The following is an 11,772-nucleotide window of genomic DNA, read 5'->3' on the forward strand; positions in this document are numbered from 1 at the left end:
TCAGTCGCCACCTGGCAGGACCGTAGCGGCAGCGGCTGCAGTCCACCCTGCGGGGTCGGGCGGCGATTGCTCCGCCTTTTTTCGTGCGCGGGTTCACTATCACGGCTCGCGCAAGCCGCGCCGCAGCTGGATCGCCTCGGAAATGTGTTCGGCCAGGATGACGGGCGCCTCGGCCAGGTCGGCAATGGTGCGCGCCACTTTCAGCACCCGGTGATACACGCGCGCCGACCAGTTCAGGTGCAGCATGGCCTTGCGCAGCAATAGTTCGCCGGATTGGTCGAGGCGGCAATGGCGCTCCACTTCCCCCGTGATCAGCGCCTGGTTCGGCTTGCCCTGGCGCGCCAGCTGGCGCTGGTGGGCGAGCGCCACGCGGGCGGCGATGCTGCTGCTCGCTTCGCCATCGGCATCGGCCAGCAGGGTGTCCGGCTGCAGCGCCGCCACTTCGATCTGGATATCGATGCGGTCGAGCAGCGGCCCGGAAATGCGGCCCTGGTAGCGCAGCACCGCGTCGCTGGTGCAATCGCACTTGCCGGACGGGTGGCCGAGAAAGCCGCAAGGGCAGGGGTTCATCGCGGCAATGAGCTGAAAGCGCGCCGGAAAATCGGACTGGCGTGCCGCGCGCGAAATCGTCACCCGGCCCGATTCCATTGGCTGGCGCAATACTTCCAGCACGCGCCGGTCGAACTCGGGCATTAGGTGCTTGTTTCTGTCTGTGTGCTTACAGTTCACTTCCATTCGGTCTATATTGCATTTGAAAACCTTCACAATGCAGAGGTGAACATGAAAAATGCAGAGTTCCGAAAGGTAGTGATACGTCCTCGGCATGACTTTGCAGAGCCAATGGCTCTGGCCGAAATCGCGGGGATGGATGCAATTGACCCAGGTCGGTTGCTACTGTTTGACTATCCGGTAATCGCCGTAATACTTGATGCGGCCGGGCAGATCGCGTGGCCAGAGACGCTTTTCCTAGTAGAGGTGGCACGACGTAGTCGAAGCGAGACAGGCGATACGGTAAGGACATATAGCGAATCGCTGCTAATACTTCTAAATTACCTAGCTTCAATACCCCTGCAGCGAGAAGAGATCACCGAGGAACGGTGGGGCGCGTACTGTCAACACTTGTGTCGCGGTAAAAAGAAGTACGCAACCGCGACTGCCAACTTGCACTTAAACGTTGCGGCAAACTTCCTAGTATGGGGGCAGGAATCCGGAGTCCTCCCATCGGCTTTTGGCCGATATTTGAAAGAAGTGCGTCAAGGGCGTGGACCCGTGATTATTCAGGGGCGCAGGCGGAATCTTGGAACTCAAGTGACCCAACTGAGAGCCGTGAAACGTAACCCTCGTTTTATATCCATCGATGATTTCCAGCGATTGTCTCGCAGTGCACCTATGCCGTACCGCCTGCAGTTTAAGTGGGCTATCTGTACAGGACTAAGGCGATTTGAGATCTGTGCGTTGACGATCGGCGATCTGGATAGATCGACTATTTCATGCGGGGATGGGTTGGTTCAGCTTGATTTGATGCGAAAGGGTGGGCGTCTTCGCTCAATTTACGTTCCATCAGATTTGATCGACGAAACGAGGTGGTACATTTTGATGGATCGCCCCAAGCCTAAGCTGGGAGCGGACGATTCGGTATTCTTGTCTTCAAGCGGACTCCCGATGAGACGGGGTCGCCTTACGCGGAAATTTCGTGAGCTCGCCGATCGGTTAGGAATCAAGTGCACGTTGCATCATCTTCGGCATACCTTTGCATTACAGGTGCTGGAACGCCTTCAAAGGCATGAGCTTGCTGGGGAGTGGCTAAACGCTATAAAAGTGGTACAGGTCCTAATGGGACACTCATCGATCGAGACGACGGAAATTTATCTCGATGCAATGGAGATCACTAGTGATGCCGTCGTCGGTGCGCTCGGATATCTTTATGGAGCGTCCTTGTGAAAATGCCAGCCGCGACCCAGGACAGTCCGTTAGTTGTGGTGGTGAGGAATGCCGATGGCCGAGCGCTCAGTGCCTTTGATTTTTCTACGTTGCCAGTCGAACCCAAGTTAGGAAGTGCGCTCGCCAGTGCACTTAGGACACTTTATGGGCACACTTCACTAGAGACCCAGCGCCAATCCTGGCGATGCATCCGCAAGTTCGTTGCATGCAATGAAGCGCTGCAATTCATTGTAGGGAACCACGTTCCGGCCGAAGCCCTCGTTCTTTTTAAAGGGTGGCTAAGGACAACTGGCCTCGCTGGAGCAACGATGCAATCCCAGTTTAATGTAATCCTAGCAGTGCTCACCTGGTGCTCGAGGAATTATCCAGACGTTGTATCGAAAAAACTTCGAACTTCTGCCGGGCTGTTTGTTAGAGAAAAACCCAAAGTGCGCCCTCATTTAGAAGAGCACGCCATTAAATCCATTCTTGCCGCGTGCTATTCAGATATTGAGGCAACGAAGCGAAAACATGAGATGGGGGGAAGACTGCTGTCCGGCCATTGCGTTGACGATAGCGAACGGGAGCTTGCGTCCCTTCTGCAAGAGCTCTTGACAATCGGGTCAGGGACCATCCCAACTCAGTCCATAGTGAACCGCTCGAGAAATAGCCTTAGTCGGCGAGTTATGGATGCCGGGGGGCTCAGGCATCTAAACTCGATTATCATGCTGTCGCCAGTTGACATGTTCCCATTTTATTTAGCAATATTGATTCAGACGAGTGGCAATCCAATGGCTATTCGGGATCTTACTCGTGACTGCGTGAGGCCCCATGCCTTCCGACAGGATCTATTATTGATTTGTTGGCAGAAGCCAAGGAGCGGAAGGGAGCAGCGGGTGGACTTCCCAGCAGGACGTGAGTGGTCCGCACCATCGCTGATAGCGAAGCTAGCTGCGCTAAACGAAAATCTTGTCGAACATGCAGAGCCGTCACGCCAAAACCACTTGTTCTTGGCGTACTCTCATCATATGGCGCGCATTCCTTGCTTTCAAATGTTTCATCACCTACTGGTGGCTTTTACTGACAAGCACCAGTTAGATTTTGATTTCGCTTTCAAGGACCTTCGCCGTGCTGGGGCGAAAGCACATCAAGTGAAAGGTGGCTCTGTTCTTTCCGCAAAGAAGAGACTCAACCATCAATCTGTTAAAACAACCGCGCAATATATCGACCAGAGCGTCGAAGATGAGCGACACGATCGCATAATCCTTCGTTTTCAAGGGGAGCTCGTTAAGAAAGCGCTTAGCGCTGATGAGACCAGCCGTGGGGAGCCTACAACAGAAATACCAAGGCATAGAGCTGTCGACACTGTGTTCGGGTTCACCTGTAAGGACCCGTTAGGAGGAACAGCCCAAGGGAGTAGAAAAGGTGAGCTCTGTGAGCAGTTTCAACGATGTGCAACCTGCCCTGGTGCGCTTATCGTGCTGGACGATGTTCGTGTTGTCATCAAGCTTCTTGGCACGCATAAGGAACTGTTGGCAGCAAAAACTAATTCTGAAGCGGAAGGCTGGTGGCCAAGGTTTGAGGCTTATTATTTGCCGACTTTACTAATCTTGGAGAATGAGCTTCTTCCCGCTATCTCAGCAGATATTTTGCTGGAGGCAAACGCAATGAGTACACGGACTTCGGTCCCACGATTGGAGTAACGATGGACACGAGCTTTGTACGAAAAGGAAAAGCACGATGGGTAATTGATCCTTCGCCTCTCAACCCCGACCGCGCCGTCGAGCTAAATTGGACGTCACTTATTCCAGCTGGACGTGGAACGAAGCATCAACGCAAGTACCTCATGAAAAGTTGCAAAGGATTTCTTTGCGCATGGCTCGGATCGGACGCAAATAGACGAAGTCCGGGAACCATCCATGGCACCTTTGGGAAAATTAGACGCTTAGTGCAGTGGATGCTTGTGCGAGAGCTTTGGCGGTTTAGTGAACTCGGCGAACGAGAGATCGAGGAGTATGTAGTTACCGTGTCGCGAAGGCTGAAGTACGAGACGGCCGCCAAATACGTTTTGGTGTTTACTAGGTTGTGGGAGCTTAGAAACGATTACGTCGGGGCCCTGCGTACCGACCCGGCGTTCTTGCAAACTGATCATCGCATCGTTGGGAATCTAAAAACACGTACACCGTGGAAAGCTATCGATGAGCGTATCGCACTTCCCCTGATTAGAGATGCGGTCAAGTGGATTCAAGATACTATCCCACTAATTCAGCCTCTGATAGACGGGCTGTGGGAGGACAGCATGAAGTGCCTATGCCAGAGCCGGCTCCAGCGGCGAGGCATTCTTGCGAAAGCGTATGAACGAGTGGAGGCCTCAGCCGCATATGAGACTCTTTTTCAGCTTGCCGGGATACCTGGCGCCAACAGTCGCCAAGTCGTCCGAAGGCTCCTGTCCCTTTCCGAGGGCGCAATTTCAATCGTCGTCTTGTTCTTGGTGGGCATGCGCCGTTCAGAGTTACTCTCTCTTGACTCGGATATATGCCGTCGCCATCTACATTCTGACGGTCATGCGTTCCAGTATTTGGTTGGAACAGCAGCCAAGAAAAAAGGGATTAGTCGTAGCTGGATAGCGCCTCCAGTCGTGATCACAGCATTGCAAAGTTTGAATGCGCTGTTTGCAGGCCCGCGTTCGTTTGGCAAACGGAATCATTTGTTTCTGGCATTTTCCGGATCTAATGGATACCCTCTCCCGGGACGCCGAGTTTTCCGCCCAACTGGCCAGTCGATCACTACCAAGATGCGGTTGTTTGCGAACGCACAGTTCCGGTCGCCATTGCCGGCTAGTTGCCGCCTGCACCCACATGCGGCGAGGAAGACTTTTGCTCGATTTGTGGTACTACGTGATAAGCGAGCACTAGACGCGTTGGCGCATCACTATGGACATGTTCACCGTCACTTTACCGATTCCAATTACGTTGGCAGCGATATTCAGCTAGCGGAAATGATAGCTGAGGAAAGTCGTCGTGACTTGGCTGCCGGGCTGACTGACATTCTACGCAGCTCGAACATTGCTGGGGGGGCCAGCAGATCGCTTCGCATTGCAGGGCAAGAATTGAAACGGAGCACTTCACTAAGGGGACGAAAGACGATATCAACGCTCGTGGAAAAATTAATCGATGAGGGAGTGACCCTGGCTCCGTGCGACTGGGGCTACTGTGTCTACGTGCAAGCTTTTTCTGCGTGCAGGGGTGATGCCACGGGCCCGAATGGTGTAGAACGGGCTCCGGATGTATGTGGGACCTGCAGTAACTTCCTGGTCACAGAAGCACATCGCGGATGGTGGGAGGCTCGCACGCGGGATTCAGAATCGTTCCTCGCTCGTGGCGACATTGGAGAGCAAGCGCAGGCAGTTGTTGGTCGGCGTCTTAAGATCGCTGAGAAAATCCTTTCGACATTGAATGCTGATCAACATCGTGAGGAGGCTCGCAGCGATGAGTGAACGAAAAAAGATTTCTAAGATTAGGCAAAAACTCACCGCAGCAATTGCTTTGCTGGAAAATGAAAGTCCGGGGCAACCTATTCGTGTAAGCGCGCTTTGCAGGATCGCGGGCGTTAACCGATCGAATATTTATGCTTCTCACTCGGACATTCTTGCTGATCTGAGGGAACGAATGCCCGACGGTCCGTCCAACCGACCTACGAGGCGAGCGGAAATCACAGCACCAGAAACAGAGGTAGTGCGTCTGGGCCTTCAAAACAAAGCGTTACTGTACTTATGCGTAGAGTTGCGGGCGTCGATCTCCGACCTTGAAAAGAGAGTGCAGCGAAAGACGGAGCGCAAATCAACAAATAAGTAGGAAGCCGTGACTGATTAGACGAGGTAAGCCGTCTAGCGCACACTCATTTTTCTATCGGCGTGGGTAGTAGCAATCATTTGGCCTTGGAAGCCGAAGGCTTGTCGGGAATAGCATTTACAAGGACTATTTCTCTCTTTCCATTCAGTTTATGCTTTGTAAGTAGCCGGTTGACCTTCGCTAACTCTGCTTCTTTGAAGTAGAGAATCACCTTTATAGGTGGATGGGTGGCTCTCGACGCATCCTTATAGATTTCAGCCTGCTTAAGCAGGTTAGATTCAAGTTTTGTATTACTCGCTAGCTTCATTTCGATAATGGTTTTGTCTGCGCTACCATATGAAATTACGAAGTCAGCTGGGCCTCGTCCATTGTTGACCTCTGCATTGGCGTCATACGCCGACGCAAACCACGTAAGCTTAAACATGATTTGCAGATCGGATTCACGGGTGATAGGTGCACCATTGACAAAAAATAGCCTGTAGCCATCGCCATGTTCAATTACATGTTTCAGGAACTCGACCCGGGCCATACCGGCTTCAAAACTGGACGGTTCGGTGGAATAGAACTTTGTTGAATCAAGCCTTTCGACCAGCTCTTGAAGCTGGGTAAGGAACATATCGCTAGCTTGCTGAAGCTTCTCGGCGCTATGGACTTTTGCTCCTCGCCCATCCTTTTCCTTGATTTTGATGTAGTAATCCAGCAAGGCAGGATATTTCTGAATGAGCTTTTCGATCCCAATTTTAATTTCGTCACTTTTGGCGTCCTGCGGCAACACTTGCGCTAGATACCTATTCATTTTGTCCCGCAGTTGATCGTTGTCTACACTCGCGATTACTGCCGAGTAGTCTTCAACAAGCCCGCGATGGCTAATCCATGCTTCATCTTTGGTTAGTATGTCGATTGGAGACAACAAGATAAATTGCTTGCCAAACTTGGGGAGTGTAAAGCGCTTCGACTCCCAAGTCTCGGTTTTCATGTTAAAGCGATACTTCTTAATTGCGAACTCACCTAACTTATCTTTGGCGATGTGCTTCTTAGCGAAAGCCTCTGTGTATTCGGCGAGATATCCGCAAATTAAGTTGCAGGTAAAATCACTGATCTGGTCTTTGCCAACACCGTTCTTGACTAACGTGAGCTTTTCCAAGTGGGTGCCGGTTGTTGACTCTTCGCCGAAGTCGGCAAAAATCGTTGTAAGGTTACGCTTCAACGATGACGCGAATTTTCCGCCCAGCCCTCGTCCGTCATTGCCATTCTTAGCATAGCCGAGCCAGTTTTCCTTAATCTCGGGGAAATGAAACCACTCTTTAATGGTCCCAGGCGGTAAGTCGCTTTTAGAATGCGACTTTAGGAACTGCACATACCCGATCATCGTGTCGTGAAGGCGTTGGTATTCAGCTTTCTCACTGTTGAAAAGCAGAAATGGATCGATGAAAAGCGGCAGATCGTTAATCAACGAGATGTTGAAAGCACCGTATTCTTTCACTGACTCAGCCTCTACACCGAAGAAGTCTGAAAAGTAGATTTTAAACTTCCGCTTCGCCATCGTCGCTTCCAAGTTCGTCTCATAAATACAAATTGCCCGTTTACAAGTTCAGAATAACACAACTAAGTCTTGCGGTTGCAGTGTTCTAAATTTATATACGACACTGTTTTATGCATTATGGGTATGGGGGTATCGGAAGCTTGGTCGCCGGCTAGAGTCTGTTGAGTTGACGCTCACGATTCGTTCCAAGCGTGGCGAATGGGAAGAGAAAAATGATGAATATGCAACTAGCTCGCTGCTGTTTTAGCGAGCGGAGCGCATAAATTTCGAATCTTTGAAGCAGCTAGTAGGTTCACAATTGCTGGATGACAAGGCTTATCCGTCGGCCCACTTGCCGTCGATATCGAAGTCTCAATGGACTCTACGCCGGCGATACCATCCTGTTCCACAGGGCTCAGAATTTAAGCACGAAATAATTGCCTGGGCGTGACGGTTGACGACAGATCGAACAGACAGTATACAAGTCACCTAAGCGGCAGCTCGTCCAGAAACAGCACACCGCAATGCGCGAGCGAAATTTCGCCGGGTCGCGGCACCGCGCCGCCGCCCACCAGGGCCACCCCGGACGTGGTGTGATGCGGACTGCGGAAGGGGCGCGCCTTCCAGTTTTCCGCCGAAAAGCCCCCGGTGAGCGACTGCACCGCCGCCGATTCCAGCGCTTCCTGATCCGTCATCGGTGGCAGCAGGCCGGGAAAGCGCGACGCCAGCATGGTCTTGCCGGCGCCGGGCGGCCCGACCATCAGCACGCTGTGCGCGCCGGCCGCCGCCACTTCGAGCGCGCGCTTGCTCGTGCGCTGGCCTTTGACGTCGCAAAAATCCGGATAGTCGGGCAGGCGCGTGACCGCGCGCGGCTGATGGCGGCCGAGGCGGCAGGCGTCATCGCTGGCGCTGAAGTGGGCGCATACCTGCAGCAGGGTAGCGGCCGGGTAAATGACGGCGTCGGCCACCAGCGCCGCTTCGTCGGCATTGGCTTGCGGCAGGATGAACGCGCGATGCGCGCCGGCTTCGCGCTGCATGGCGAAGGTGATCGCCAGCGCGCCGCGGATCGGCCGCAGTTCGCCCGAGAGCGACAGTTCGCCGGCAAATTCATAGCGCCCCAGTTCCCTCGATGGAATCTGCCCCGAGGCGGCCAGGATGCCGATCGCGATCGGCAGGTCGAAGCGGCCCGATTCCTTGGGCAAGTCGGCCGGGGCCAGGTTGACGGTGATGCGGCGCGCCGGGATCTGGAACCCGGCATTTTGCAGCGCGGCTTGCACGCGGTCCTTCGATTCGCGCACTTCCGCGTCGGGCAGGCCGACGATGGTGAATTTGGGCAAGCCGTTCGCCAGATGCACTTCGACGCTGACGGCGCGCGCTTCCATGCCGGCCAGGGCGCGGCTACGTAAAACAGCAAGGCTCATGGCACTCCTGACGGATTCGGCAAACACCCAGCAGATAGTAGGCGTCGCCGGAGATTGATTGTTGAGAGCGGCCAAACGTGTGGACGTGCGGGCGAAGGCGGGCCGGCTGGAGTGATGAGGCTGTCCGGATGTCGGCACAGACCCCGCGTGCGTCCGGCTGGCGCTTGTTACGGGCTATTGATGAGCACGCGTACGAATATCGGAACTGAACCTGGCGGCCCATACCCTTTCATGTTTCGCCCGTTACTGGTCGCGCAGTCTCTGCCGGATTGTCGAGCAGGGGGCGATACAGCGGCAGGATTGCCAGGTCGAGCAGCACGTGTAGTACCACCGGTAGCAAAATGGTTCCGGAAAGGATCGCCGCCAGGCTGAGCAGGAGCGCCCCAATCGTGGTCCGCACGATGCCGCCCACACCTTGGTAAAAGTGGCACATTCCGAAGGCGACTGCGCTCACCAGCCATGCCACGGTCGGATCGAGCGTCCAGCTGCCGTGCAATTGTCCCGTCAGAAATTGCGGCAAGAAGCTGCGGAAAAACACTTCCTCGCACACACCCGCCGACAGGCTGACCGCGACCCACCAGCGCCGCTCGTGCGACGAGACCGGCAGCATGTATTCGAGCGACAGCAGGGCGGCGCGGTACTTGGGACGTACTGCGCTGTGCAGCATGCAATGTATGCCCGGTCCCAGGCCGGCAGCAAAATACAGGACCGTCAACACCGTGGCCCCGGTCGACATCGCAGGACTTCCCAGCAGCCATCCCATTGCATTGCCCGTCGTCGGTACCGCAAAGAGGTCATGGGGCCATGCCAGGAACAGTGCGAGAAGTGCTGCACTCCACAAGCATACAGTTGTAGATCGGAAGGCCGAGAGACGAGCGGCTGCGCTCGTCGCCTGTTTCAGTCGACGGATCCGGGGTGCATCGCTGAGCAGGGCGGCAATGACTACTGCCACCAAGATCGATTGCCAGAACGATGGGGTAGGAATCATGGCTTTTCCCAAAATGTGAATGTGAATTCACTTTCGCATATTGTGATGTGCTTGTCTATACTGACGGCATGAAATCTATTCGCGAACCCCTTCAGGACCGCAGCCGCGCCACTGTGGAACGACTGCTCAACGCCACCATCAGCCTGCTCGACCAGGAGGGCCTGGACGGTGCGCTCATTCCTCGTATCGCCGAGGCAGCCGGCATGGCACCGGCAAACGTGTACCGCCGCTTTGTGGACAAGAATGCCCTACTCCGGGCGGCCTTCCTGCATGCGCTTATGCGAAGCGAGCAACACAATCGTGAGACCATGGCCGCGCAAGTACTGGGTGAGTCGCTAACGGCTTCCGCCGAAAGGCTGATGGACTTGCTGTTGGCGCAGTACCAGCGGCATCCACGCTTCCTGCGCGCCTTGTCGCGGTTTATTGATGGGGATTGCGACGCGGGATTTATTGCTGCTGCACGCTCCAGCATAGCAGCCAACGTCGACTTGCTTGTCGATATCTTGCTCGCCCATCGACATGAGATCAGGCACGAGTTGCCGGAGCGGGCGCTGCGTTTCGCAATATTGAGCGCAACCTGTTCGATCGAAACGTATGCGCTGGACCCAAGTTCAATCTGGCACGTTGAACCCAGCGTCACGGCTGAGGAGCTGATCGCACATCTCGGTCAAGGCTTTGCCGGATATTTAGTAGCGCCCGGGCCAAGACGATGAACCCGGCTATCGTAAAGGCATGACGTGCTGATCGTGTCCTCACCCTTTCATTTGGAAGTTGGTGCATTTGTACCTGGCAGCGTGAGCGATGGCAAGCTGTTGGCAAAATGCACCTCGACGCTGACGGTGCGCGCTTTCATGCCGGACAAGGCGCGGCTGCGTAGGACGGCGAGGCTCATGGGGGAGTGGGCAGCGATGTCATTGCCCTGGCTTGCCCACTCGGGTGAGTTTCATCTTGAGGGCGGCCAATCGTGCGCCGCTCCCTTTGCGCTTGAATGATGTCAAGTTCTGGTTACCTCGGTGCGTCCACCGGATGCCGAGGCAGCAAACGTTATGCCGATGTGCCGCGCTTGCGGCGTCGGGCTCCCAGCGCAAGCAGTCCCAGGCCGGCGAGAAGCAGGGTGGAGGTCCCCGGTTCCGGCACACTGCTCGTCATTTCGATCGCATCGATGATGATGGCGCTGTGGCCAGGCCATCCCAGCGGGTTGAAATCCCAGACCTGGACTTCATCGAACCCGCCCCCGGAAAAACCAAGGTAATGGGCATTTGGATTGTGATTCGGCAACAGGCCACTGCTGACAACGATGCCGTGCGACAGGGTTCTGTATCCCAGGGAGAGGTACGGGGCAACGGCGTCACATTCACGATCCCTGCAGTATCCTCCGTATCCGCTGCCCACAAGCATTCCTACCGAATCAAATGCTTTCCCGTCCGAGCGTGTGATGCTGTTGTAGCCATTCACGGGATTGGTGTACCACAAGCGGCTGCCTTCAAAACCTTGGCGCAACGAGCTGTATGTCTAGGCCCGTGTGTCGCCAACCAGGTTGACATCGATGCCGCCCTCGCTGTAAGCCGTGGCGTAGATGTCGTTCCAACCGACATTAGGTAGTGCTTCAAAGCCATTGAACCCGGCGCGCTGGCTGTCGCCGATGAAGTCACTCGTGTGAAGGACGGGAGCGGCAAACGCCGTGCTCGATGAGATGGCGATTGCAACCGCAATCATGCATGCAGAAAATTTCATATTGACCTGAAGATTTGGGAGTGATCTGAGCCGGGAAGCGCTCCGAAAATAAGCTGCCGCCCATTATTGCTATTGGCTGGCAGAACATTATATCAATGTAAATCACTATTCGTATCCATTTAGCAATTTTTAATTTGACGGTGCTTGCTGTCAGGGTTCAATTGCGACATCCGCAAAGCCATCGACCGAAAGCGCGCCGGAAAATCGGACTGGCGTGCCGCGCGCGACAAGCACTGTTTACCTTCGCTTATTGATAGCGACCAAACGTGCGGGCATGGCGAGGCCCGATGGACGAGGGATTGCCGCATCGTGATAGCCCCAGTGCTATTTGGCAAA

At 54.7% G+C, this 11,772-nt stretch carries 9 protein-coding genes and 2 pseudogenes; 5 read left to right on the forward strand and 6 right to left on the reverse strand.

The annotated features are described in order from the left end of the window. Positions 1–99: 99 nt before the first annotated feature. A pseudogene (locus tag RBA40_RS32005) lies at positions 100–693 on the reverse strand (ATP-binding protein); the annotation flags it as partial. A 696-nt stretch (positions 694–1,389) separates the two neighbouring features. Here RBA40_RS32005 and RBA40_RS33670 point away from each other — a divergent pair. From RBA40_RS33670 to RBA40_RS32015, 3 genes are read left to right on the forward strand one after another with little or no spacing between them, the layout of a single operon-like run. Next, positions 1,390–1,941, forward strand: a complete 552-nt coding sequence (locus RBA40_RS33670; protein ID WP_374710574.1) for a tyrosine-type recombinase/integrase — start codon at positions 1,390–1,392, stop codon at positions 1,939–1,941. After that, entirely contained in the window at positions 1,938–3,623 is a 1,686-nt protein-coding gene (locus RBA40_RS32010; protein ID WP_306652840.1) for a site-specific integrase, read from the forward strand. Before RBA40_RS33670 ends, RBA40_RS32010 begins: the two co-directional genes overlap by 4 nt. 2 nt (positions 3,624–3,625) lie before the next feature. Next, on the forward strand, positions 3,626–5,416 hold the full coding sequence (locus tag RBA40_RS32015; RefSeq protein WP_306652842.1) for a site-specific integrase: 1,791 nt from the start codon (positions 3,626–3,628) through the stop codon (positions 5,414–5,416). A gap of 431 nt (positions 5,417–5,847) precedes the next feature. Here RBA40_RS32015 and RBA40_RS32020 read toward each other — a convergent pair whose 3' ends face one another. The 3 genes and pseudogenes from RBA40_RS32020 to RBA40_RS32030 form a co-directional block, all read right to left on the reverse strand. Beyond that, the gene (locus RBA40_RS32020; protein ID WP_306652844.1) at positions 5,848–7,326 is read right to left on the reverse strand and encodes a DUF8370 family protein; all 1,479 of its coding nucleotides are present in this window, start codon (positions 7,324–7,326) and stop codon (positions 5,848–5,850) included. 461 nt (positions 7,327–7,787) lie between these two features. Beyond that, positions 7,788–8,714 (reverse strand): annotated as a pseudogene (locus RBA40_RS32025) (YifB family Mg chelatase-like AAA ATPase); the annotation flags it as partial. Positions 8,715–8,943: 229 nt separating this feature from the next. Next, positions 8,944–9,702 carry a CPBP family intramembrane glutamic endopeptidase gene (locus RBA40_RS32030; protein WP_306652845.1) on the reverse strand — a complete coding sequence of 253 codons (759 nt, stop codon included), beginning with the start codon at positions 9,700–9,702 and terminating at the stop codon, positions 8,944–8,946. Positions 9,703–9,770: 68 nt separating this feature from the next. On the opposite strand from RBA40_RS32030, the gene RBA40_RS32035 reads away from it, so the two are divergent. Both RBA40_RS32035 and RBA40_RS33675 read left to right on the forward strand, forming a co-directional pair. Beyond that, positions 9,771–10,415 (forward strand): TetR/AcrR family transcriptional regulator, encoded by a 645-nt coding sequence (locus tag RBA40_RS32035; RefSeq protein ID WP_306652847.1) that lies wholly within the window; start codon positions 9,771–9,773, stop codon positions 10,413–10,415. Positions 10,416–10,439: 24 nt separating this feature from the next. After that, positions 10,440–10,694 carry a hypothetical protein gene (locus RBA40_RS33675; protein WP_374710575.1) on the forward strand — a complete coding sequence of 85 codons (255 nt, stop codon included), beginning with the start codon at positions 10,440–10,442 and terminating at the stop codon, positions 10,692–10,694. Positions 10,695–10,746: 52 nt separating this feature from the next. Here the strand turns inward: RBA40_RS33675 and RBA40_RS32045 are convergent, their stop codons facing one another. Both RBA40_RS32045 and RBA40_RS32050 read right to left on the reverse strand, forming a co-directional pair. Next, positions 10,747–11,175 (reverse strand): PEP-CTERM sorting domain-containing protein, encoded by a 429-nt coding sequence (locus RBA40_RS32045; RefSeq protein WP_306652848.1) that lies wholly within the window; start codon positions 11,173–11,175, stop codon positions 10,747–10,749. A 39-nt stretch (positions 11,176–11,214) separates the two neighbouring features. Beyond that, positions 11,215–11,418: a hypothetical protein gene (locus RBA40_RS32050; protein ID WP_306652849.1), complete on the reverse strand. Its 204-nt coding sequence runs from the start codon at positions 11,416–11,418 to the stop codon at positions 11,215–11,217. Between the last annotated feature and the right edge of the window lie 354 nt (positions 11,419–11,772).

Source organism: Massilia pseudoviolaceinigra, assembly GCF_030846505.1.
GTDB lineage: Bacteria > Pseudomonadota > Gammaproteobacteria > Burkholderiales > Burkholderiaceae_D > Telluria_A > Telluria_A violaceinigra.

Coding starts and splice junctions, on each gene's coding strand:
- RBA40_RS32030 (WP_306652845.1), bottom strand. CDS start 9,702: ATGATTCCTACCCCATCGTTCTGGCAATCGATCTTGGTGGCAGTAGTC.
- RBA40_RS33670 (WP_374710574.1), top strand. CDS start 1,390: ATGCCGTACCGCCTGCAGTTTAAGTGGGCTATCTGTACAGGACTAAGG.
- RBA40_RS32050 (WP_306652849.1), bottom strand. CDS start 11,418: ATGATTGCGGTTGCAATCGCCATCTCATCGAGCACGGCGTTTGCCGCT.
- RBA40_RS32015 (WP_306652842.1), top strand. CDS start 3,626: ATGGACACGAGCTTTGTACGAAAAGGAAAAGCACGATGGGTAATTGAT.
- RBA40_RS32035 (WP_306652847.1), top strand. CDS start 9,771: ATGAAATCTATTCGCGAACCCCTTCAGGACCGCAGCCGCGCCACTGTG.